Origin of the sequence: Bacteroides sp. Ga6A2 (genome assembly GCF_000702225.1) — a bacterium.
Taxonomy (GTDB): Bacteria; Bacteroidota; Bacteroidia; order Bacteroidales; family Bacteroidaceae; genus Ga6A1.
In genome coordinates this window covers 43241-67493 of record NZ_JNKX01000026.1, presented here as the reverse complement: position 1 = coordinate 67493, position 24253 = coordinate 43241, and the positions used below count along the sequence as shown (strand labels likewise).

The window sequence follows — 24253 nt, the reverse complement described above, 5'->3', positions numbered from 1 at the left end:
CTGCCCCTCGACTTGCATGTGTTAAGCCTGTAGCTAGCGTTCATCCTGAGCCAGGATCAAACTCTTCATTGTAAAATATAATTTGTTTAATTTCCTCAGCTCCGATAAATCGAATTGACAGTTCGTATCTTGTTTTTTACCCGTGAGTTAGTATTAACTAGCTCACAGCTCCTGTACTTCTTCGTCTATGTAAATCTTTCAATGAACTCTTTCTTAATTTCGCTTCCTTCACTAGTCGCTGACCTTGGCGGCTCGCCTCGTTCCCGAAAGCGAGTGCAAAGATACCGCCTTTTTCCGAACTGCCAAACTTTTCGGAAAGAAATTTTAAGAAATTTTAAATATTTTTCAAAAATCCGTATTTACACATAATATAATAGAAATTCACAATTCAGAATTGACAATTCATAATTGATAATTCACAATTCAAAATTGTAGAAAACGGAAGCGTTTTTGCCTTTTGGTAAATACAAAATAGTGGGTAGGAAGAAGGTAGGAAGATGGTAGCAAGATGGTAGCAAGACAGAAGATAGATTCAAGGTACATTCAAGATACGTCGAAGGAACGTCGTAGGTACGTCCTAGGAACGTCCAAGATACGGGGAAGCAATTCAAATGGTAGTCAAAGAATTCATAATTGAAAATTCACAATTCATAATTGCTGAGGACTTATGGAGGACAATTATAATACGAATTATTCTATTGGTAAATACAAAATGATGGCAAGGTATAGGGAAGCTATATGCAGGGTATATGCAGGATATATGTAAGTTATATGTTAGCTATATGTTGGCTATATGTTGGCTATTGCCAGATTAGGTGATGGATAGGTTGAAATTTCAGAATTCAATTGACGAGAGGAATTGAAGTAAGCCGATAGCAAGGGGGGGGGTAGTAAGAGGATAGCAAGAGGCACGAAAAAGGTGCAAAACAAAATAAAGTAACTCAATCTGAGAATAAAAGACAATTGTAATACGAATTATATTTTGGAGAATATAATATAGCAGCAAGGTAGAGGGAAGATAGAGGGAAGGTATATCCAAGTTATAGGCAAGGTATATCTGAGTAGGTCAAAACAAATCTTTATCAGTTAGACGATCTATTTCCCATAAATGCAGCCGAACAGGCGGAGTTAAAGAATAAAATGTTACTTTTGCTTTCGAAAAGACATCGGTTTAAGCAGAAATGGACAAACTTTCTCCACAGCAGCGACATAAGAACATGGCTGCCATACGCAGCAAGGACACCAAGCCAGAGATGGTGGTGAGGCGTTTTCTGTGGAGTCACGGTTTCAGATACAGACTGAACCATCCGCGACTGCCGGGAAAGCCGGATATCGTGCTGCGGAAATACAGGGCGTGCATTTTCGTGAACGGATGCTTCTGGCACGGACATAACACGCACGAGGGCGAATTGGGATTGGAGAGCTCGGATTGCTGCAAGATTCCGAAGAGCAACACGGACTTTTGGGTTAAGAAGATAAGGCGCAACATTCAGCGCGACGATGCCGTGAAGCGAAAACTGTCGGACATGGGCTGGTACTCGATAACGATATGGGAATGTCAGCTAAAACCGAAAATGCGTGAGCAGACGCTCAACTCGCTGTCGTACACGCTGAACTACATCTATTTCGGACATCAGAATGCACCCGACTACACTATTGAGGAGGAAGAATCGATGCTCGTTGCCGAAGACTTATCAGACGGCTATGGAATGGACGAATAAAAAAGGCTGCACTCTCAACGGAATGCAGCCTTCTATTTTAATGTAAATCAGATTCTTACTTGTTGCAGTTTGGACACCAAGGCTTCAACTGCTGGAAGAAGTCGTTGCCCTTGTCATCTACCAAGATGAATGCAGGGAAATCCTCTACTGTAATCTTCCAGATAGCCTCCATGCCGAGTTCTGGATACTCAACGCACTCGATGCTCTTGATGCTGCTCTGTGAAAGAACAGCAGCAACACCTCCGATAGTACCGAGATAGAATCCGCCATGCTTCTTGCAGGCATCGGTAACCACCTGAGAACGGTTACCCTTGGCAATCATCACGAGAGATGCGCCGTTGTCCTGGAACTCGTCAACGTATGGGTCCATACGGTTGGCAGTTGTCGGTCCCATAGAGCCGCAAGGATAGCCCTCTGGAGTCTTGGCTGGTCCTGCATACAGAATTGGGTGGTTCTTGAAGTAATCAGGCATTGCCTCGCCTGCGTCAAGACGAGCCTTGAGTTTAGCGTGAGCAATATCGCGCGCAACGATGATTGTACCCTTAAGGTTTACGCGTGTGCTGACCGGATATTTAGACAATTCGGCACGAACGGCATCGATACCCTTGTCGAGGTCGATCTCAACGCCCTTTGCGCCCTCGCCCGGACGACGATATTCCTCAGGAATGAGTTCTGATGGGTTTGAATCCATCTTCTCGAGCCAGATACCATCCTTGTTAATCTTAGCCTTGATGTTACGGTCTGCAGAACAGCTTACGCCCATACCGATTGGGCAAGATGCGCCGTGGCGTGGCAGACGAACCACGCGGATATCGTGAGCAAGATGCTTACCGCCGAACTGTGCGCCAAGACCAATTTTGTGAGCCTCTTCGAGAAGCTTCTTCTCCAACTCAACATCGCGGAACGCGCGGCCAGTCTCGTCGCCTGTTGTAGGCAGATTGTCGTAATACTTTATTGAAGCGAGTTTTACGGTAAGAAGGTTCTTCTCTGCCGAAGTACCGCCAATTACGAATGCGATGTGATAAGGAGGACAAGCGGCTGTTCCGAGGCTCTTCATCTTCTCTACAAGGAATGGGATGAGAGTGCCTTCGTTCTGGATTGTAGCCTTTGTCATCGGGTAGAAATATGTCTTGTTGGCAGAGCCGCCACCCTTTGCAACCATCACGAAGCGGTATTCTGCGCCCTCGCAAGCCTCGATGTCAATCTGTGCAGGAAGGTTGCAGCGAGTGTTCACCTCGTCGTACATGTTAAGCGGAGCGTTCTGCGAATAGCGCAGATTGTCCTGTGTGAATGTGTTGAACACGCCGCGTGAGAGAGCCTCCTCATCCTCGAAGCCTGTCCAAACCTGCTGTCCCTTCTCGGCGTGAATAATGGCAGTACCAGTATCCTGACAGAAAGGCAGAATGCCCTTGCATGCTGTCTCGGCATTGCGAAGGAACTGCAATGCAACGTATTTGTCGTTTTCTGATGCCTCTGGGTCATTAAGAATTGCGGCAACCTGAAGGTTGTGCTCGCGGCGCAGCATGAACTCCACATCGTGGAAAGCCTGCTGTGCAAGCAGCGTGAGAGCCTCTTTTGAGACCTTCAGAATCTCATGTCCTTCAAACTCGCCTACTGAAACGCCCTCCTTTGAGAGCAAACGGTACTCAGTATCGTCCTTGCCCAACTGGAACATAGGAGCGTACTTGAATTCTGGTATATTAGCCATATTTTTCGTTTGTTTATTAAATTGCTTTGCGCAAAGTTATAATTTAATTTTTTATTCCAACAAATAATAAGCCGTCATTTTATGCTTGCCAAAGTTGCTTCGAGGACACTTGGCGGAATATCGCCCAAGGCAGCCTCCTTTTTGGCATCTTCCTTTATCAATTCAATCCATTTTGAGCGTGCCGCAAGAGCATCGTGCTTTGCCGTTTCGATTGTCTTTCCATCAACTTTTGCCACGTTGTAGAAATGCGCCATTGCCGATGCCATCCAACTGTCGGCAACGGCTTTGCTTTCGTCTTTAGCCTGATTTACAAGATTTTTCATCTCCTGCGGATTTTTGGCAGTCTTAGCAATTCTACCAATGCTTTCGACAGGCAAGAACAATCCCTGAACATCAGCCCACTCAACAGAATCAGCCAAGGCACAGGCATCTTTCAGCCCATCGATATTCTGATACAAGCCGAAGCCCATCTTCAGCACACAGTCGTAATATTTTATGCCTTTCAGAATCGCGCTTCGCCTGATGCTCGTCTTGCCGTCGATGGCATATACATCGCCCGTGCAAGCCCTCTCCAACTCCTTCAGTTTGGCAGATGCGCGCATCACCTTCTGCAAGATGTAAGGATGAAGAAAATCGTACTCAATATGGTCGATGCCCTTGTTTCCGATGCGGCCGTCGCGTTTTTTCCACTTGTTTACGTCGCGATAAGTGCCGAGGGTTGCGAAGTTGATGCCCGGCACGAGCCAAAGTCTGTCGGCATCGGCAATGAGATACGAGAAGGCAAAATCTGCCAGCTGCGGATGGTTAGTAACCTTGCCCATAATCATTGTGAACGGCGGAATCTCGGCTGGCAAAAGGATGTGTGCACCCGATGCCGTCTTGGCTCCGCGGCGCATGAATCCGTAATGCACGGCACCGCTCTTGTAGGCATGATTGCTGTAATTTGTTCCCGAACCTGCGTTGTAGAACGAGTACATTCCGCCAATAAGCAGCGACGAGCGATGATGACTCACGCTGAATGGTCCGCAAAAAGCGGCACAAGCCTCGCCGTTGCTCATGATGCTGTTGGCAAAGAACAGGGAATTTGTTGCCGAAAAGTACGAAGAAATCTCGACCGCCTCGCCAACAAAGCAACTGTCTACGGTTGCGCCAGACTGAACAGAAGCCGAACGGCAGACGATGCTGTTCCGGCATATCACATTATCGCCAATCTCTGCTCCGTCAGAAATCTCACAGCCTTCGATGCGTGTGGCATTTACAATTTTTGTTTCGTCGCCGATATTAGAGTTTTCTATCGTCTTTACGTTGATAATCACCGTATTGTTACCGATGCGCGCAAAATCATCGAGCGAGTGGCTACCATCTTCCGCGATGCCAGCCATATAATCTTGCATCTCATCGGAATGTTGAACCATTATGGCTGCCTCCTGAGCCGATAGCCAAGGATGAAGCACCACGTTCTCGTCGCCCGACTCGCACAGAACGGCAATCTTTCTGCCCCAAGCTGTCCGGGCCGACTTCTGCGAGCGGATGATGCCGACATTACGAATGTAGGCATTGTCGCCAACGGTCACGTTTTCGAGGCAGGCATTGAAGATGCCCGACTTTCGCACCGCGCCGCCATCGGCCTCAACATCGGAATCGAAACAGCCCAGATTAACGCATCCGAAGAACTCTACATTGCGAATACGGCTTTCTGCCGCGCCAAACGAGTGGGACACCTTAACGTTGCTCCAGTCGTCGGCAACACAGCCGTTATGCTCAAGGGCGGCAATTTCAGCCTCTGTTAGGTTTCTCATAACTATTCTTCGGATGTCAGTTCGTCGAGTTTCGGGTACAAGAAATCGTTGTACGGATACTTCTGCACATGAAGTTCGCGAACCTTATTGTAAATTATCTTTCTGAGTTCGTCGTAATTAGTCTTGTTCTTGGCCGAGATGAAGATGCAGTTCTCGTTTAATTTTGCCATCCAAGTGTTCATCAGTTCGTCGAGCGGAATATTCTCCTTTGTGCGCGGAGTGAGGTCGTCCTCGTCCTTTGCCACATAAGTGTAGGCATCGACTTTGTTGAAGATTATCATCGTTGGCTTCTCGGCACACTTCAGGTCGGCGAGAGTCTTTTCCACGACCTTTATCTGGTCTTCGAAATCGGGATGAGAGATGTCTACGACGTGCAGCAGGAGGTCAGCCTCGCGCACCTCGTCGAGCGTACTCTTGAACGAATCGACCAAGTCGGTTGGCAGTTTGCGGATGAATCCGACGGTATCGCTCAGAAGGAACGGCAGATTCTCTACAACCACCTTTCGAACCGTTGTGTCGAGGGTTGCAAACAGTTTGTTCTCGGCAAAGACCTCGCTCTTGCTCAGCAGAGTCATGAGCGTGCTCTTGCCCACGTTGGTATATCCCACCAGAGCCACGCGCACCATGCGTCCGCGGTTGCTTCGCTGGGTTGTCTTCTGCTGGTCAATCTCTGCCAGTCGGCTCTTCAGCAGCGACATACGGTTAAGGATGATACGGCGGTCCATCTCGAGCTGAGTCTCACCCGGACCACGCAATCCCACCGAGCCTTTTCCGCCGCCCGAGCCAGAGCCACCGCCCTGACGCTCAAGGTGTGTCCACAGACGGGTTAGTCGCGGAAGCATATATTTGTACTGCGCCAGTTCGACCTGCGTCTTGGCGTTTGCTGTCTGGGCGCGCATTGCAAAGATGTCGAGGATTAGGGATGTGCGGTCGAGAATCTTGACTTGCAGCACCTGCTCGATGTTGCGAATCTGCTTTGCGCTAAGTTCATCATCGAAGATGACCATACCTATGGGCCGCTCGGCATCTTCCTCCATCTTAATGTAGTCGCGAATTTCCTCAAGCTTACCCTTGCCAAGATATGTAACAGCACTCGGGCCATCGCAACGCTGAGTGAAACGCTTTACAGTAACAGCGCCGGCAGTATCTGCCAGAAATTCAAGTTCGTCAAGATACTCCTTTGTTTTGCGTTCGTCCTGTTTTTGCGTTATAAGACCAACAAGAATTGCAGTTTCGGCCTGTGCCTCAGATATTACGAATTCCTTCATTTAGTAAAAAACATTTTATGTTTAAGCATTTATTCCGCAGCGGAATAGTAAGTTGCAAATATAGCAACAAAAATTGAGAAAATATTCGTTTCGCGCGGTTTTTAACGGCGGCGGCGGAACATTTGGCAGAGTGCCGCCTCTTTGTTTATAAATGCCGAATATCCTATTCACTTTTTAATATCGGCAAAAAGAGGGCGCGCGCTAAATAGTGTGCGTTCACTATTTCGGAATATTTTTTACAAATATTTACCGATTTTGCTATCTTTGTTTAGCAAAATTATATATTTTTGCAAAGGATTTTTTTAGACCGCGAAATATTTAATTAACAAAAATACATATATATTATGGCATTAATTGAAAGCATTATTGCTCGTGCGCAGTCAAACAAGCAGCGCATAGTACTTCCTGAGAGTTTGGAAGAGCGTACAATTACAGCTGCCGACAAGGCTCTTGCCGACAACTTGGCAGACATCATCCTTATCGGTGCAGAGGCTGAGATAAAGGCACTTGCAAGCAAACTTGGCTTGAAGAACATCGACAAGGCTACAATCATCGACCCAGCCACTTCTGAGAAGACTGAGGAGTATGCACAGCTTCTTTTCGAACTACGCAAGAAGAAAGGCATGACTATCGAGGAGGCTCGCAAGAAGGTTCTCGACCCTCTCTACTTCGGCTGCCTTATCATCAAGAGCGGTGATGCCGACGGTCAGATTTCAGGTGCATTGTCAACAACAGGCGACACTCTTCGTCCAGCACTTCAGATTATCAAGTGTGCTCCGGGCATCTCTTGCGTATCAGGCGCAATGCTTCTCATCACTAAGGCTAACGAGTATGGCGAGGAAGGCGTGGTTGTAATGGGCGACGTTGCCGTTACTCCAATGCCAGATGCAAACCAGCTTGCACAGATTGCCGTTTGTACAGCACAGACTGCAAAGAGCGTAGCAGGATTCGCAGACCCACGCGTTGCCATGCTTTCGTTCTCAACAAAGGGCTCTGCTAAGCACGAGGTTGTAGACAAGGTTGTAGAGGCTACTAAGCTTGCAAAGGAGCTTGACCCATCATTGAAGATTGACGGCGAACTTCAGGCTGATGCTGCACTTGTTCCATCGGTTGGCCAGAAGAAGGCTCCGGGCTCTGAAATTGCAGGTAAGGCTAACGTTCTCATCGCTCCATGCCTCGAGGTTGGTAACATCGGTTACAAGCTTGTTCAGCGTTTGGGCGGTGCTGATGCTATCGGCCCTATCCTTCAGGGTATCGCACGACCAGTAAACGACCTCAGCCGCGGCTGTTCTGTTGACGACATCTACAAGATGGTTGCAATCACAGCATGTCAGGCAATGGATGCTAAGAACTAATTTTTTCAGAAATAAAAAACATTCTAAACAGATGAAGATTCTTGTATTGAACTGTGGTAGTTCATCAATCAAATACAAGTTGTTCGAAATGAACGACAAGTCGGTGCTTGCACAGGGTGGTATCGAGAAAATCGGTCTTGCAGGCTCTTTCCTGAAGATTACTCTGCCTAACGGCGAGAAGAAGGTTATCGAGGAGGACATCCCAGAGCACACAAAGGGCGTACAGATGATTTTCGACGCTCTTACAAACGCTGAGTACGGCGCGCTCAAGAGCCTTGAGGAACTCGACGCTGTTGGTCACCGTATGCTCCACGGCGGTGCTAAGATTACAAAGTCATCTATCCTTACTAAGGAGGTTCTCGACATCTTCGAGAGCTGCAACGACCTCGGCCCTCTTCACAACCCGGCAAACCTTAAGGGCGTAAACGCTGTTAAGGCTCTTCTTCCAAACATTCCACAGGTAGGTGTATTCGATACTGCATTCCACCAGACAATGCCAGACTACGCTTACATGTATCCACTTCCATACGAGTATTACGAGAAGTATGCCATCCGTCGCTACGGCTTCCACGGAACATCACACCGCTATGTTTCACAGCGTGTATGCGAGTTCCTTGGCATCAAGGCTGAAGGCTCTAAGATTATCACATGCCACGTTGGTAACGGTGGTTCTATCTCTGCTGTTGTAGATGGCAAGTGTATCGACACAACAATGGGTCTTACTCCACTCGAGGGTTTGATGATGGGTACTCGTTGCGGCGAGATTGACCCTGCCATCGTTCCGTTCCTTATGAACCACGAGGGTCTGTCGGCAAGCGAGATGGACACAATTATGAACAAGAAGTCAGGTCTTCTTGGCATCTCTGGCGTGTCAAGCGATATGCGCGAGGTTACTGCCGCTGCAAAAGAGGGCAACAAGCGTGCTCAGTTGGCTCTTAACATGTACTACTACCGCATCAAGAAGTACATCGGCCAGTATGCTGCTGCAATGGGTGGCGTTGACGTGGTATTGTTCACCGGCGGTGTTGGCGAAAACCACACTATCTGCCGTGCCGAGGTATGTAAGGGCTTGGAGTTCATGGGTATCAAGCTTGATGCTGCAAAGAACGACTCAATCCACGGCGAGGAGGCTATCATCTCTGCTGCCGACTCTAAGGTTAAGGTTGTTGTAATCCCAACCGACGAGGAGCTGATGATTGCAATGGATACAGAGGCTCTTGCAAAGTAAAAGAAGATATTCTTTTAAATATTAAAGGAGATGTAACCGAAAAAGGTTCATCTCCTTTTTGGTTATATATGCAGGTCTTTTATTGTGCAGAGACAACAAAATCAAAATCAAAGAAGTCGCAATACGTAATTCTCTGTAATTCACGTTGTGGCAAATTCCAGAACTCACTCCATGTCAATGGATTCGTATTAAAGTAACAAACATCGTTTTGTTTGTGGCCAAACTTCTGAATCTGACATGTAGCAGTTATTGGGGTAACATAGACAAAAACAGTCATTTGGTCTTTGGGACAAGTGTAATCTGTTTTTATCTTCTGAACTAATCTGCGATTCTGCCTCAATTCTTTCAGAACTGGCTTTTTATAATCATCTTCATCTACAGGCCAAATGCCCAGACTTCGTTTATTCACCATAGAATCAAGCAATTCTGCCACTTGATATTCAGCAGCAAACAGAGGCTTCATTTTATCTTTAAACGAAGATAAATTATTGGAGCAAGAATCAAATGGGATAATCCATAGATAATTTCCGCCATCGCAAAAATTTCTATTTACCTTCCACTTCTTTTCAAAGGTAAATACCAAATAACGGCTCGTCTTTTGTGCATTTACTATTGATGCCGAAAATAGTAATAATGCATATAATATCAGTTTTTTCATGTTTATTAGCTTATGGCTTATGGAATAAATATCAAGTTCAATAATCCCCGTCATAATAAACGAATAATCGTTTAAACTTCCACGGCCTTAAACTTGTCTTTCAAATTATTGTATTTATGGTCGCAAATATACAATTTTTTTTTTTGTTTGAGCCTATTTTCAACCAACTTTTTTTAAACATAGCGAGAAACCAAGAGCAGAAAAGAAAGACAAAAGAGCTTGATTCTTCGTTTTTCCGCTCGATTGTTTACAAATCATCACAACACATATTGGAAGTCCTGAAACAGTTTCACTAAATTACCCTAAAACCCATTCTACGTTTTCTTGCTAACGGCATCTGGCGTTTCAGCGTTTCAGCGTTTCAAGTGTTTCAAGGGGTATATTTTTATTTCAAACCATCCTTATAATATATATAACTAATTAATAATAAATAAGTTATATAATAAAGAAAAGAAAAATGAAACCCCTCAAGGACTAACTGAAACGCTGAAACGCTGAAACGTTCTATATGCTAAAGTTCCTATTATCAATTACTTACATTTTTCTACAAAGGCAAATAGCACCAAAACAGACACAAAAAACGCCCTAAAAAGATACCAAAACAGGGCAAAATCGCCCCATGTCCGCATCGGAATCGGCAGAAAAGAGAAATGTCCCGAACGCATCTCGAAGGAATCCCGAACAAAACCACACCAGAAACAGCCAAAACAAAGGCGGCGTATTGATTTGGCGTATAACAGTTTGAAATATTTTTTGTAATTTTGCACCCGATTATGCAAAGATATTTCATCTATTTAGGATACGACGGAGCTGCCTACCACGGATGGCAGATTCAGCCAAACGGAATAAGCGTGCAGGAAACGCTTATGAAGGCTCTGACAACCATTCTGCGCACCGACACTCAGGTCGTGGGGGCAGGACGCACGGATGCCGGCGTTCATGCCGCGCTGATGGTGGCACACTTCGACAGCGAGCAGAAACTCGACCTCAACTGGCTGAAAGACAAACTGAACCGTATTCTGCCGCCCGACATAACCATATACAACGTAAGGGAGGTAAAGCCCGATGCACACGCACGTTTCGACGCCACATCGCGCACCTACAAATATTACGTCACAACAAGCAAGGAACTGTTCAACCGCAACTATACGGCGCGTATTTTTGGCAAAGCACCCGACTTCGACAAGATGAACAGCGTGGCTAAGATTCTGTTCGAGTACAGCGACTTTACGAGCTTCAGCAAGCTGCACACCGATGCCAAGACTAACATCTGCAAGATTATGCAGGCAGAATGGACTCCGCTCAACGACGGCAGATGGGTCTTTACTATCAAGGCAGACAGATTCTTGCGAAACATGGTGCGCGCCATCGTGGGCACTCTGCTCGATGTGGGCGCAGGCAAACTCGACGAGGACGGATTCCGCCGCATAGTCGAGGGCAAGGACCGTTGCATGGCTGGAAGCAGCGCACCCGGACACGCCCTGTTTCTGGTAGACATTGAATATCCCGAAGACATATTCGTAAATTAACATTTTCAATACAATGTGGTTATTATTTGCTTTTCTCTCGGCTGCTCTGCTGGGATTCTATGATGTGTTCAAGAAAAAATCGCTGAAGGATAACGCGGTGATACCCGTTCTGTTTCTGAACACGCTCTTTTCGAGCCTCGTATTTATACCTTTTATAATAGCATCTGCAAATGGAAGCATCTGCGACTGCTCCACCTTCTATGTTCAGACCGACGGCGGATGGGACGTGCACAAATACATTCTGCTAAAATCGTTCATCGTTCTGGCTTCGTGGATTTTCGGCTACTTCGGAATGAAGCATCTGCCACTAACCATTGTAGGCCCTATAAACGCCACACGCCCTGTAATGGTGCTCGTGGGCGCGCTGCTGGTATTTGGCGAGCGTCTGAACATATACCAATGGATTGGCGTGGCTCTCGCCGTGGTATCGTTCTTCATGCTTAGCCGAAGCGGAAAGAAGGAAGGCATCGACTTCAAGCACGACAAATGGATTCTGTTCGTGGTGCTGGCAAGCGTCCTCGGAGCAATAAGCGGACTGTACGACAAGTATCTGATGGCAGCACCACAAAACGGCGGCGTGGGACTGAACAAGATGGCGGTACAGAGTTACTACAACATCTACCAGTTCTTTATGATGGGAGCGATGATGCTGTTGCTGTGGTATCCTAAGCGCAAGAGCACTACCCCATTCCACTGGGACTGGTGCATCGTTTTGATTTCGCTCTTCCTGAGCGCGGCAGACTTTGTTTACTTCTACAGCCTCAGCCTCGACGGAGCTATGATTAGCATCGTCAGCATGGTGCGCCGCGGAAGCGTAATCGTTTCGTTCTTCTTCGGAGCACTCGTCTTTCACGAAAAGAACAGGAAGAGCAAGGCTCTCGACCTCTTCCTCGTGCTTCTGGGAATGGTGTTCCTGTATCTGGGCACGCGCTAACAAAATGGCACTACAAATGCACATAATACGCAGACAAGTGTTATATTTGCAAAATCAAAACCGAAAAAAATGAAGAAAAACATTATAATGGCACTACTCTGCCTCATGGTTCAGACTGGATATGCGCAGAAAATGCGCGACGTCTTTGTAGCCATGCCCGACAGCGTGATGCCTTACCTTACAAAGGTGAACAAGGCCGACTGCATTGACTTTATAGACAGCAAGATGCGCGCCATCGTAAAGAACCGCTTGGACAACCAATGCGAGATGACCAGACTGACCGACGACTACACGCAGATGAAACTGTCTAAGGGCTACACTCTGGAGATGAAACTTCTGCCTGTAAACGACAGCACTAAGATAATCTGCATGATTCGCACTCTGGGCGACTCGCTAAAGCAGTTCAGCAACATCCACTTCTTCACTTCCGACTGGAAGCAGGAACTGAAGCGCGACAAATACATCACCCTGCCAAAACTGAGCGAATACATGGCACAGCGTCCCGACACCATCAGCGAAGAGAAGTACGACCGTCTGACCGAGAAAATAGACATCTTCCTACAGTCTGCCGCCTTCGACAACGACGGGAACCTTGCCTTTACGCTTAACATAGGCGAGATGAACCGCGACGACCGCAACGAGGTGTCGCCATTCGTAAAAAATCCGCTGACATACAACTGGAGAAACAACGCATTTCTTAAAAAAGACTGAAACACATGAGCGACGGAAACTTTAACCGAAGTCTGCTGCCCCACACGCAATACGGCAGCGGAATGCGCGCCGGCAAGAGCATGGCACGAATGAAGGCCCTCGAAGCCTTTGAGCAATGGCTCAGTCAGGAAGAAGCCGATGCCACCACACACGAAGAAAAGAAAGAATCGTTCAGGAAAATTCTGGAAGAAAAACTAAGACAGATATAAAAACAATAAAGCCTCCCTTGAAAAAGAGAGGCTTTATTATGCTAATAAGCAGGAATTACTTCTTAACCTTACCGTAACGGCTCATGAACTTATCAACACGACCAGCTGTATCAACAAGCTTGCTCTTACCTGTGTAGAATGGGTGAGATGTGCTTGAGATTTCCAACTTGTACACTGGATAAGTTTCGCCCTCGAACTCAACAGTCTCAGTTGTCTTAACAGTTGAGCGTGAAAGGAACATATCGCCGTTTGACATATCCTTGAATACTACAGGACGATAATTTTCTGGATGAAGACCTTCTTTCATTTTTCTTTATATTTTTTGTTTTTATATTCTATTAACTTTATTGTTTGGTAACAACAAGTGTGTAATGGTCACTTTAACAGGGTGCAAAGATAGTGCATTCTAAACAAACCGCCAAACTTTTGACATTGTTTTTTAGCAATATAGCCACCTTTATATATGTACGCAATCATAAAAACAACAATACACATGTTCAAGCACATACATTTCACAGACATCTGCAAAAGAAAATCAATTGTCCATTGTCAATTATGAATTATGAATTGTCAATTCTGAATTGAACACATTATTTATATAGCCCACCCAATTTTCGCCAAGAAGCAGGTTACTTATTGTACAAACTACAATCTCGTGTGCGTTACCATGCCAACTCCGCATTTCAAACCAATAGCAAAAAGCGCACGAAATGTCCGGATTTCAGCAAAAATGATGCTGACGAGTATATTTTTTGAGATATTTTTGTAGATTTATATATTTGTAATAATTATATTTGCAATGCCGCTATGGCAAAAAAACGAAAGATTTTTTAACAATTTATAACAATACAATATCATGGTTAATTACAAAGAACTGGGTCTTGTAAACACTCGCGAGATGTTTAAGAAGGCAGTTGCTGGTGGCTATGCTATCCCAGCGTTCAATTTCAACACAATGGAGCAGATGCAGGCTATCGTACAGGCTGCTGTAGAAACAAAGTCACCTGTCATCATGCAGGTTTCTAAGGGTGCTCGTAACTACGCTAACGGTACTATCCTACGCTACATGGCTCAGGGTGCTGTTGAGTATGCTAAGGAGTTGGGTTGTGAGAAGCCAGAAATCGTTCTTCATCTCGATCACGGTGACAGTTTCGAACTCTGCAAGGACTGTATCGACAATGGTTTCTCAAGTGTAATGATCGACGGTTCTGCTCTTCCTTACGAAGAGAATATCGCACTTACCAAGAAGGTTGTAGAGTATGCTCACAAGTATGATGTAACCGTTGAGGCTGAGCTGGGTGTATTGGCAGGTGTTGAGGATGAGGTTGCCAGCGAGGTATCTCACTATACAAAGCCCGAAGAGGTAGAGGACTTCAAGAAGCGTTCTGGTTGCGACTCTCTAGCTATCTCTATCGGTACCAGCCACGGTGCTTACAAGTTCACTCCAGAGCAGTGTACTCGCGACCCTAAGACAGGCAAGCTCGTTCCTCCTCCATTGGCATTCGATATCCTGCACGAGATAGAGAAGCGTCTTCCTGGATTCCCTATCGTTCTTCACGGTTCTTCTTCAGTTCCTCAGGACGAGGTTGACACTATCAACGCATTCGGTGGCAAGCTTCCTGATGCTGTAGGTATTCCAGAGGAGCAGCTTCGCGAGGCTTCTAAGAGCGCTGTTTGCAAGATTAACATCGACTCTGACTCTCGTCTTGCTATGACTGCTGCTATCCGCAAGCACTTGGCTGAGAACCCAAGTCACTTCGATCCACGTCAGTACTTGAAGCCTGCACGTGAGAACATGAAGAAGATGTACATCCACAAGATTGTTGAGGTACTTGGTTCTGACAACAAGCTATAATTTGATTTGCTAAATAGATATTTATCCCTTCCAACTCTTTTGTTGGAGGGGATTTTTTTGTATTTTTGCGCCTTGTATGAGAACATTGATTATCACAGGCGGAAGTTCGGGCATCGGACAGGCTGCTGCCGACCTTTTTGCGGCTAAAGGATACAAGGTTTACGAGCTGTCGAGACACGGCGAAGACCGCGCAGGAGTAACTCACATTAACTGTGACGTTACCAATCCCGACGACTGCCGTAACGCCGCGGCAAAGGTGGCAACCAAAGCCGGAAAGATTGACGTGCTGATAAGCAACGCCGGAATGGGCATCTCGGGCGCGATAGAGTTTACCGACATAAACGAGGCCAAGCGTCAGTTCGACGTTAACTTCTTCGGCGCAGTAAACATAGCGCAGGCGGTGCTGCCATACATGCGCAACAAGCGCGACGGAAAGATAATCTTTGTAAGCAGTCTTGCTGCCACATTTCCAATACCATATCAGGCATTCTACTCGGCATCGAAATCGGCAATAAACGCTATGGCTATGGCTATGCGCAACGAGGTGCGCGAGTTTGGCATAAAGGTGTGCTGCCTGCTTCCAGGCGATGTAAAGACGGGCTTCACAGGCTCGCGCACAAAGAGCAACGCCGGCAGCGACGTGTACACACGCATGAGCAAGGCAGTAAAGACAATGGAGCACGACGAGCAGAACGGCATCACGCCCGAGCGCATGGCAAAGAAGCTTCTTGCGCTGGCATCGCAGGGCAGTCCATGCATATTCAGCACAGTAGGCTTGCAATACCATCTGTTTGTGATGCTTAACAAGATTCTGCCTGCAACATTGGCTAACAGAGTAATTGGAATGATGTATTAGCATCTTCCGGATATAGAGTCCCCCTCGCTTTGCGATGTTCGGGACTTTCTTATTTTTTAGCAACATTTAATTCTAACAACAAAATAGACAAACAACAATGGCTGGTTTTTTCGGCACGGTGTCAACATCCGAGTGTATAACTGATGTTTTCTACGGCACCGACTACAACTCACATTTAGGTACTCGCCGCGGCGGTATGGCGACCTATAGTCAGACCAAAGGTTTTAAACGCTCAATCCACAATCTGGAAAGTTCTTATTTCAGAACAAAGTTCGAGGGCGAACTGAAGGATTTCGAAGGCAACTCGGGCATCGGAATAATTAGCGATACCGACGCACAGCCTCTGCTCTTCAACTCGCACTTGGGTCGCTTTGCCATCTGCACGGTTGCCAAAATCAACAACCTCGACGAGATTGCTTCAAAACTACTGAAGGAGAACATGCACCTTTCTGAGTTCAGTTCGGGAAAGATTAACCCTACCGAACTTGTGGCTCTGCTCATCATCAAGGGCAAGGACTTTGTTGAGGGTATAGAGAACGTGTTCCGCGAGGTGAAGGGCTCTTGCACCATGCTTCTGCTAACCGAAGACGGCATCATAGCCGCACGCGACTCGTGGGGAAGAACGCCTATCGTAATCGGTAAGAAGGACGGCGCATACGCTGCCACTTCAGAATCGACATCATTCCCAAACCTTGGCTACGAGATTGAGAAATTCCTCGGTCCGGGCGAGATTGTAAAACTGCACAGCGACCGCATGGAACAACTTCGCAAGCCTAACAAGAAGATGCAGATTTGCTCGTTCCTGTGGGTTTACTACGGATTCCCTACTTCAGACTATGAGGGTAGAAACACCGAAGAGGTTCGCAACGCCTGCGGATACGCTATGGGCAAGGAGGACAAGACTCAGGTTGACTGTGCCTGCGGTATTCCAGACTCGGGCGTGGGTATGGCAATAGGATATTCAGCCGGCCACGGTGTGCCTTACCAGCGCGCCATATCAAAATACACTCCAACATGGCCTCGCTCGTTTACTCCTGCCAATCAGGAGATGCGTAACCTTGTTGCCAAGATGAAGCTTATTCAGAACACAGCCATACTAAAGAACAAGAAGGTTCTTTTCTGCGACGACTCTATCGTACGAGGCACTCAGTTGCGCGACAACACAGCCTGTCTGTTCGAGGCCGGAGCAAAGGAGGTTCACATGCGCATCGCCTGTCCGCCGTTGGTTTACGGCTGTCCGTTCATCAACTTCACATCGTCAAAGAGCGACATGGAGCTGATTACGCGCCGCATCATTGCCGAACTTGAGGGCGACGGCAACAAGAATCTTGAGGCATATGCCACAACCGACTCGCCAGAGTACAAGAAGATGGTAGACATCATTCGCGAGCGTTTCGGCTTGTCATCACTCAAGTTCACGAAACTCGAGGACCTTATCGCCGCCATCGGATTGCCAAAATGCCAAGTCTGTACGCATTGCTTCGACGGAAGCAGCCAGTACACTCTCGAAGAGGTAAATCTGGATAATGAGTAAAGGCTAAAATATATAACAAAATCCATCTCAAGGAGTTTTTACTTTGAGGTGGATTTTGCTTTACTATTTTATTATTTTATTGGTATTTACAAAAGAATAATACTGCACGCAAAAAGTTTGTTATCAAAAAGTTATGAAGTCTGAAAAAAACAACCATACTAATGACCTATTTGGGATTAAACGGGATTCAATAATCTCTCCACATTATTAATGTACGACGTCATTTGAGTCCTTGTATTCTTTTAATACGTCATTGTATAAAGGGTGTTGTGTCAATCTATTTATGTCTGTGCCCAACCTACTTGCTAAAATCATATGAATTTGATACGTTGTAAGAGTTGAGTATTCAAGGTCTAACCTATCTGCTATAATTCTCAAATCTATGATAAGATCTTCCACAGATGGATTTTCTTCTATTAATGCGTGCGCCAACCAAAATTCAGCACTTTTCGAAACTGCATCCATTGGGGACACAGTTTGTTCAAAATATGAGATATTTCCTAGTTCTGGTGGTGCTGGGGATCCTGCCCATGCAGTGACTAACACCATATTATTCTTTTGGAACTTCAATACCATTGTAAGGAGCGATGTTTCCTTAGGTATTGCACCACGAATCATTCGAGATTGATATTGCCTTGGTTCTCGTACTTTATAATATATATGAGGTGTTCCTATAGGACATTCAACACATAGAGAATACCCTATAGGATAGCCACAATCATATGTTATTACGACCTCATGTTTTTCTTCAAATGCAGTATCAATCAACTTTTCATGAAACACCATAGTTTCAATTAAAATTTCATCCGATACATTTGCATGAACATGGAACTGGCGGGGTCGAACAATAGGGGTTCCTATTTTTGTTTTATAAAAAGGATTCATTTTTTCAAATACTTCTTTGAACGTCCCTACAAGGAGTACATAATCCAACCCACATGTAAATACCACACGCGGTTTTAATACTATTTAACAGTAATGTCCCCATTTATAGTAGAACAAAGTATTTTCTTTAATGCATTATGCTGTGACCTTTTTTGGAAAATGTCACCATTAATTTATTGTCAGGGTACACCACTGGTTGTGACATATATCACACCCGGGACATCTACCGTTGCATTGTTCCAGACAAGATTGTAGAATTTGCGAAGTTCCAGCGAGTCAAGAACAAAGCGCCAAGTAAACGCCTTTTATTGTATGTCCTGTCTTATCCCCACCCTACCCCCTTGATAAATCAAGGTTCGGCGTGAACTAAGACCTGAGTCATCAGTGTTCAAAGAGTACATTTTTCAAAGAACAAGATTACTCTGCTTGCAAAAATACAAAAAATTAGGATAAACAAAAATAAATAGTTAAAAAAACTTAACAAAATTAAAATTATACACAAAAAAATTGTTAAAATATCATAAGGATACTGTAAATATCAAGTTGAAACACTTTTCTTTCATAGAAAAATTAAGTCAATTCAAAAAATATTGTATTTTTGTGCAAAACTTTATTTTAAAATACTTTACTTATGATAGCAGGAATTATTATTGGAATCATTGCAGGTTTTATCGCCTGCAAACTGACTAACAGAGAGGGCAAGGGATGTATCATAGACCTTCTTCTTGGAATTGTCGGCGGTGCTGTGGGCGGATGGCTCTTCGGCATTTTGGGAATACACGCAGGTGCTGGAATTATCGGCGAGATTATCACAGCCGTTGTGGGCGCGGTAGTCGTACTCTGGTTGTGGAACAAGTTGTCGTAATCAGACAAAAACGCATAAAAAAATCCGCTTTCCAAGAATCTACATCGGAAAGCGGATTTTTTCATTTTTCACTATTCAAAATCTTTCATCTCATCGTCTGTCAGAGCAGAAGGAATCTCGATTTTCTCGCCAACGTGAGTGTTCGAAATCTCGATGTATTTTGTATAGTCGAACGTGAACGCATGTTTTGCCTCATCAACCTCTACGTTGTTGAACGACACGTTGTAGACTGGTCTGACGGCACTTCCCTGAAGAACGAAAGCTGCATTTCGAGCCTTCTTGCATCGCACGTTGCGCACATGAATGTCGTGCACATCAGAGAAATAGTTGTTGCGCAAGCCCTCGCCCGAATAGACCGAAGTTACGAACAGAAGGTCGTAGACCTCGCCAAACTCGCAGTTGTTTATGTATATGTTGCGAACATATCCGCCACGGTCGGGATTCGTCTTGATGTAGAATCCGCGCTTGCAGTATCCGGCAAAAGAGCAATCCTCCACAAAGACATCCTGAATGCCTGCCGAAACCTCGCTTCCGCAAACAAAAGCGTGAAGTCCCTTGAACTGACACTTGCGCACCACTATGTTGCGCGACGGAATGTTGGTAGTCCAGCCGTCGTTATCACGTCCGCACTTTACAACCACGTTGTCGTCGGCATTGCAGAAATGGCAGCCTTCTACCAGAATGTTTGATGCGTACTCGAGCGTTACGCCGTTGTTGTTCAGGATTTTATTAGCTTTGAAACTAAGATTCTTGACGATGGCATTATCAACCTGCAAGAGATGCAAACACCAGAACGGCGAGTTTGTCATCTTCAGACCATCGACTGTTACATTCTTGCACATAAAGAACTGAATCATCTGCGGACGTAGGAAATGTCCTTTTCCGAAGACTCTCTCCTTCACGGGCAGTTCCTTGTGATTCATCTCGCGGCTAAGCATCTGGTCGGCGGTCTGCTTGCCTTCTGGCTTCCATTTGCCGAAGGTTTCGAGGGCGTTGCCGTCTATTGTTCCGTTGCCTATTATCGACACGTCAGAAAGTCCTTTTCCATAGATGAAAGGACTGTAATTCATGACGTAAGTACCTTCCCAACTGGTTTCTACAAGCGGATAAGAATCGGGATTGTCGGAGAATTTGAGCACCGCATCCTGCTGAATTTCAAGTACGATATTGCTTACAAGATTTATCGGTCCGTTGATGTAGTAAACACCCTTTGGCACTACGATGTGCAATCCGCCCTTGGTCTTCTCGGCCTTCTTCATAGCCTTGTCGAAAGCCGGCTTGCAGTCATTCTTTCCGTTGCCCTTTGCGCCAAACTGCACAATACTCACGGTCTTCTGGTCTGGACTCTGCTTTGCCCCGACGATGTTCTTCAGAATAGCATCGCGCTTGGCGGCAACCTTAGCCTCATCAACTGCCGCAAACGAACTTGTTACTGCAAAAATCATTAGCAGCAAGAGGCTTAACTTGTGTTTTATCATTTTCATTTGGATTAAGAGTTTTTTACTGTTATTTGTAGAATGTATTCTTGAATGCCTCGAGCTCGCCCTTTCCGAGTACGCACCTGCCCCACCATGAATGAATGAAGCCCAATCCGTAACCCACAAGCTGGGTGAATGCCGCGGCAATACTGTATATTCCAATCTTCAGGCTCTTATTGCGTACCGACGAGTCGGCACAGAGCAACAGCGAATACAGCACCAGAGGCGAGATGGCGATGGCTGCCAATCCCAGATATCTCATCACTCCATAAGTGCCCATCATCTCGTAGAGCATTCCCGAATTGTCGCGCATAATGTAAACCGAATAGATGTAGAACGCGATTACAAGACACAGCAGCGAGGCTATTATGCAAGCCAGCGTGCCCAAGGTGAAGAACATTGGCAAAAGATGAACCACCTTTAGCGATTCGGGATATTTTTTGTAGAGGTTTATACGGGCTATTCCCGAGTTGTAAACCTGCTTGAAGAATTTCTTCAAATCGGTGCGGCGTTTATGCCATACCCACGATTCTGGGAACAGACGGCACGAATAGTTATTCTTGAAAACTCTGATACTGAAGTCGATATCCTCGCCGAAACGCATATCCGAGAATCCGCCGAGAGCCTTGAACACCTCGGCCTTGCAGCCAAGATTGAAACTGCGTGGATAGAACTTGTCGAGTTTCTTCTTTCCGCCGCGTATGCCGCCTGTGGTAAAGAACGAAGTCATGCTGTAGCTGATAGCCTTCTGCATATCGGTAAACGACTCGTGCGCGCTGTCAGGACCTCCGAAGGCATCGCTGTCCTTGTGGCTCAGTTCCTCGGCTGTTACCTGAAGATACGTCTCGGGCAGAACCACATCGGAATCGAGAATAATGAGATATTCGCCCTGACTTTTTTCTGCGGCATAGTTTCGGGTTGCTCCCGGGCCGCTGTTGGGTTTGAAGAAGTATCTCACGGGCATCTTCGACGCGTACTGTCGGCACACCTCTTCGCAAGTCTCCGTGCTTCCGTCGTCGACCATAACCACCTCAAAGTCGGTAAACGACTGGCGCGAGAGACTCTCGAGCAGTTCGCCGGCTTCGGCAGGACGGTTGTAGACGGGTACTATTATTGAGAATTTCATATTGTTTCTGAAAAATTACGGTTGCGACTGACCTTCGATAAACTCTTCGAGGAACATGTGTTCGCCGTCGAAAACGGCATACGAGAAGAAGTTAATCCAGTCGCCAAGAATCATCAGTCGCGAGTCGCGGCGCAGCATAAGGTCGAGTTCGATATGGCGGTGTCCGAAGATGAAATAGTTTATCTCGGGATGTGTTTCGAGATATTCCTTGGCATAGAGCACCAAGTATTCTCTGTCCTCGCCCATGTAAGGCGGCTCTTTGCCGTCAACGCGCTTCATGCGGCTGTGCTTTGCCCAGTTAAGGCCGAAATCTACAGCCCAGCGCGGATGAATGGCTGCGAACAGCGTCTGCGCCGCCTTGTTGTGGAACAGCCATCGCAAGAAACGGAATTTCTTGTCTTTGTCGCCCAGTCCGTCACCGTGCGCAAGAAAGAACACCTTGCCGTATATCTCGGTTACGATTTCCTTTCGGTGCATTATCACGCCACACTCCTTTTCGAGGTAGTCGCCGCACCAGATGTCGTGGTTTCCGGTAAAGAAGTGGACCTCCACGCCGTTGTCTGTCAGTTCGCTAACCTTGCCAAGGAATCGGGTATATCCCTTTGGTACAACGAGTTTGTATTCGAACCAGAAGTCGAACATGTCGCCAAGGAAATACACCGCACTTGCCTTGTCCTTGATGCTGTCGAGGAATCTGACAAGCCTGCGCTCCTGCATCCGTCCGTGCGGAATGGCTCTTGAGCCAAGGTGAGCATCTGAAAGGAAATATACGTTTTTCTTCATTTATAGATCAAAGCCTAATTCTACTTTTGCCTCGTCTGTCATCATATCCTTGTGCCATTCAGGCTCAAAGACGAGGTTGACGGTAGCCGATTTCACTCCGTCGATAGCATCGAGTTTCTGCTGCACGTCCTGCATAATGAAGTCGGCGGCAGGGCAGTTCGGTGCGGTTAGCGTCATGTCTACGCTCAGCGTAAAGTCATCAGCGAGGTCTATCTTGTAAATGAGTCCGAGGTCGTAGATGTTTACTGGAATCTCGGGATCATAGACGGTTTTCAGCACCTCAATTATTCTTTCTTCTATCTTTAACTTATCCATATTCAGTTTTGTTTTAAAAGCCCATTCTGTCCTCGTCGGCATAACTGTAATAGCCTGTTTCGGTAACGATTACATGGTCTACGAGCCTTATCTGCATTATCTTGCCAGCCTCGAAGAGCCTCTTCGTAAGATTGTCGTCGTCGCGGCTTGGGCGTGTGTTACCCGATGGATGATTGTGGCAGAGGGCAATCGTCGTTGCCTGCTTCAGCAGAGCCGTTCTGAGTACCATTCGCACGTCTACCATCGTGCCTGTTATCCCTCCGCGCGACACGTTCTCGACGGCTATCACCTTTGCCGACTGGTTCATAAGTATCACCCAACATTCCTCGACGGTGAGGTCTTGCATGCGTGGCTTCATGAGTGCGTAGATGTCGCGCGACGACTCAATGTGCGTGCGGTTGTCCTCGACCATGCTGCGGCGTCTGCCCAGCTCGCAGGCGGCGAGTATCGATACTGCCTTTGCCACGCCTATTCCTCTGTAACTGCAAAGTTCGTCGACCGTGCGTTTGCCCAGCAGACTTATGTTGTTGTCGCAGTCTCTGAGAATATGCTGCATCAACTCTATGACAGATTCTTCTGCCGTACCTGTTCCGACCAAAATTGCGAGCAACTCGGCATTTGTCAGAGCTTCAGCCCCCAGCCGCACCATCTTTTCGCGCGGTCTGTCTTCGGTTGCAAGCGAGGCTATGCCGTTGTTTCGGTTAGCAGAAGTATTGTCCATAGTTGATTTTCGTCAAATCGGGGTTTATTTTACAAAAATACAACAAAGACGGATAACGGCAAAATAAAAACAAAAAAAAGCACACCTTCCGGCGTGCTTTTACTTATTAAATTGTTTGCAAAGTGATTACTCCTTTACACGGTTAAGGTATGAACCATCGCGAGTGTCAACCTCGATAAGTTCACCCTCGTTGATGAACAATGGAACGCGAACCTCTGCACCTGTCTCAACAGTTGCTGGCTTTGATGCGTTAGTTGCTGTATCGCCCTTCAAGCCTGGCTCTGTGTAAGTGATGCGGAGAACGGTCTTAACTGGCATTTCAGCAAACAAGATAGTCTCTGTAGAAGCGTCAGACACAACTTCAACGATATCACCCTCCTTCATGAAATCAACGCCTGTTACAAGGTCCTTAGCGATAGGCACCTGATCGAAAGTCTCCTGATTCATGAAAATATAGTCTGTACCCTCGAGGTAAAGGAACTGATAAGGACGACGCTCAACACGTACATCCTCAAGTTTCTCGCCGATGTTGAAGCGACGCTCGATAACGCGGCCTGAAACAACATCCTTAAGAGTTGTACGCATAATTGTATTACCCTTACCTGGCTTTACATGAAGGAAATCGATGCAGAAATAAAGTTTGCCGTCAAGACGGATACATGTTCCCTTCTTAATGTCCTGTGAATTTATCATACGGTTTTTTATGTTATTATTA

At 46.2% G+C, this 24253-nt stretch carries 23 protein-coding genes and 1 rRNA gene; 11 read left to right on the top strand and 13 right to left on the bottom strand.

Going from position 1 to position 24253, the window contains the following annotated elements:
- Positions 1-72, bottom strand: a 16S ribosomal RNA gene (locus tag T538_RS0107870); the annotation flags it as partial.
- Positions 73-1181: 1109 nt separating this feature from the next.
- Here T538_RS0107870 and T538_RS0107865 point away from each other — a divergent pair.
- Positions 1182-1721: a very short patch repair endonuclease gene (locus T538_RS0107865; RefSeq protein WP_031533029.1), complete on the top strand. Its 540-nt coding sequence runs from the start codon at positions 1182-1184 to the stop codon at positions 1719-1721.
- A gap of 55 nt (positions 1722-1776) precedes the next feature.
- Here T538_RS0107865 and T538_RS0107860 read toward each other — a convergent pair whose 3' ends face one another.
- The 3 genes from T538_RS0107860 to hflX all read right to left on the bottom strand — a co-directional run bounded on the left by T538_RS0107860 (position 1777) and on the right by hflX (position 6496).
- Positions 1777-3420, bottom strand: a complete 1644-nt coding sequence (locus T538_RS0107860) for a fumarate hydratase (protein WP_034538949.1) — start codon at positions 3418-3420, stop codon at positions 1777-1779.
- An 83-nt stretch (positions 3421-3503) separates the two neighbouring features.
- Complete coding sequence (locus tag T538_RS17110; protein ID WP_051655958.1) at positions 3504-5228, bottom strand: DUF4954 family protein; 1725 nt, start codon at positions 5226-5228, stop codon at positions 3504-3506.
- A gap of 2 nt (positions 5229-5230) precedes the next feature.
- On the bottom strand, positions 5231-6496 hold the full coding sequence (gene hflX / locus T538_RS0107850; protein ID WP_031533033.1) for a GTPase HflX: 1266 nt from the start codon (positions 6494-6496) through the stop codon (positions 5231-5233).
- A gap of 344 nt (positions 6497-6840) precedes the next feature.
- Between hflX and pta the strand changes: the two genes are divergently transcribed.
- Positions 6841-7851: a phosphate acetyltransferase gene (gene pta, locus T538_RS0107845; protein ID WP_031533034.1), complete on the top strand. Its 1011-nt coding sequence runs from the start codon at positions 6841-6843 to the stop codon at positions 7849-7851.
- A gap of 31 nt (positions 7852-7882) precedes the next feature.
- Complete coding sequence (locus T538_RS0107840; RefSeq protein WP_031533035.1) at positions 7883-9079, top strand: acetate kinase; 1197 nt, start codon at positions 7883-7885, stop codon at positions 9077-9079.
- Between the two features lie 79 nt (positions 9080-9158).
- On the opposite strand, the gene T538_RS0107835 is transcribed toward T538_RS0107840, so the two are convergent.
- Entirely contained in the window at positions 9159-9737 is a 579-nt protein-coding gene (locus tag T538_RS0107835; RefSeq protein WP_155993065.1) for a hypothetical protein, read from the bottom strand.
- Positions 9738-10510: 773 nt separating this feature from the next.
- On the opposite strand from T538_RS0107835, the gene truA reads away from it, so the two are divergent.
- The 4 genes from truA (at position 10511) to T538_RS0107810 (ending at position 13120) form a co-directional block, all read left to right on the top strand.
- Positions 10511-11266: a tRNA pseudouridine(38-40) synthase TruA gene (truA, locus tag T538_RS0107825; protein ID WP_031533037.1), complete on the top strand. Its 756-nt coding sequence runs from the start codon at positions 10511-10513 to the stop codon at positions 11264-11266.
- 13 nt (positions 11267-11279) lie between these two features.
- Entirely contained in the window at positions 11280-12200 is a 921-nt protein-coding gene (locus tag T538_RS0107820) for a DMT family transporter (protein ID WP_031533039.1), read from the top strand.
- A 69-nt stretch (positions 12201-12269) separates the two neighbouring features.
- Positions 12270-12911: a DUF3256 family protein gene (locus tag T538_RS0107815; RefSeq protein WP_051655957.1), complete on the top strand. Its 642-nt coding sequence runs from the start codon at positions 12270-12272 to the stop codon at positions 12909-12911.
- 5 nt (positions 12912-12916) lie between these two features.
- Positions 12917-13120 (top strand): hypothetical protein, encoded by a 204-nt coding sequence (locus tag T538_RS0107810; RefSeq protein ID WP_031533042.1) that lies wholly within the window; start codon positions 12917-12919, stop codon positions 13118-13120.
- Between the two features lie 55 nt (positions 13121-13175).
- Here the strand turns inward: T538_RS0107810 and T538_RS0107805 are convergent, their stop codons facing one another.
- Positions 13176-13427: a type B 50S ribosomal protein L31 gene (locus tag T538_RS0107805; protein ID WP_031533043.1), complete on the bottom strand. Its 252-nt coding sequence runs from the start codon at positions 13425-13427 to the stop codon at positions 13176-13178.
- Between the two features lie 549 nt (positions 13428-13976).
- Here T538_RS0107805 and T538_RS0107795 point away from each other — a divergent pair.
- The 3 genes from T538_RS0107795 (at position 13977) to T538_RS0107785 (ending at position 17365) form a co-directional block, all read left to right on the top strand.
- On the top strand, positions 13977-14975 hold the full coding sequence (locus T538_RS0107795; protein WP_031533045.1) for a class II fructose-bisphosphate aldolase: 999 nt from the start codon (positions 13977-13979) through the stop codon (positions 14973-14975).
- A 76-nt stretch (positions 14976-15051) separates the two neighbouring features.
- Positions 15052-15831, top strand: coding sequence for an SDR family oxidoreductase (locus tag T538_RS0107790; protein ID WP_031533047.1), 780 nt, complete (start codon positions 15052-15054; stop codon positions 15829-15831).
- A 97-nt stretch (positions 15832-15928) separates the two neighbouring features.
- Positions 15929-17365, top strand: coding sequence for an amidophosphoribosyltransferase (locus T538_RS0107785; protein ID WP_031533048.1), 1437 nt, complete (start codon positions 15929-15931; stop codon positions 17363-17365).
- A 207-nt stretch (positions 17366-17572) separates the two neighbouring features.
- On the opposite strand, the gene T538_RS0107780 is transcribed toward T538_RS0107785, so the two are convergent.
- On the bottom strand, positions 17573-18250 hold the full coding sequence (locus tag T538_RS0107780; protein WP_031533049.1) for a hypothetical protein: 678 nt from the start codon (positions 18248-18250) through the stop codon (positions 17573-17575).
- A gap of 631 nt (positions 18251-18881) precedes the next feature.
- Between T538_RS0107780 and T538_RS0107775 the strand changes: the two genes are divergently transcribed.
- Positions 18882-19115 (top strand): GlsB/YeaQ/YmgE family stress response membrane protein, encoded by a 234-nt coding sequence (locus T538_RS0107775; protein WP_031533050.1) that lies wholly within the window; start codon positions 18882-18884, stop codon positions 19113-19115.
- Between the two features lie 71 nt (positions 19116-19186).
- Here the strand turns inward: T538_RS0107775 and T538_RS0107770 are convergent, their stop codons facing one another.
- From T538_RS0107770 to efp, 6 genes are all read right to left on the bottom strand, one after another.
- Positions 19187-20599, bottom strand: a complete 1413-nt coding sequence (locus T538_RS0107770; RefSeq protein WP_034538946.1) for a glycoside hydrolase family 28 protein — start codon at positions 20597-20599, stop codon at positions 19187-19189.
- A gap of 22 nt (positions 20600-20621) precedes the next feature.
- Positions 20622-21719 carry a glycosyltransferase gene (locus tag T538_RS0107765; RefSeq protein ID WP_031533053.1) on the bottom strand — a complete coding sequence of 366 codons (1098 nt, stop codon included), beginning with the start codon at positions 21717-21719 and terminating at the stop codon, positions 20622-20624.
- Positions 21720-21734: 15 nt separating this feature from the next.
- Positions 21735-22502 (bottom strand): UDP-2,3-diacylglucosamine diphosphatase, encoded by a 768-nt coding sequence (locus T538_RS0107760; protein ID WP_031533055.1) that lies wholly within the window; start codon positions 22500-22502, stop codon positions 21735-21737.
- The gene (locus T538_RS0107755; RefSeq protein ID WP_031533056.1) at positions 22503-22817 is read right to left on the bottom strand and encodes a metal-sulfur cluster assembly factor; all 315 of its coding nucleotides are present in this window, start codon (positions 22815-22817) and stop codon (positions 22503-22505) included.
- Positions 22818-22830: 13 nt separating this feature from the next.
- Entirely contained in the window at positions 22831-23538 is a 708-nt protein-coding gene (gene radC / locus T538_RS0107750) for a RadC family protein (RefSeq protein ID WP_034538945.1), read from the bottom strand.
- 126 nt (positions 23539-23664) lie between these two features.
- On the bottom strand, positions 23665-24231 hold the full coding sequence (gene efp, locus T538_RS0107745) for an elongation factor P (protein WP_031533059.1): 567 nt from the start codon (positions 24229-24231) through the stop codon (positions 23665-23667).
- Positions 24232-24253: the final 22 nt, after the last annotated feature.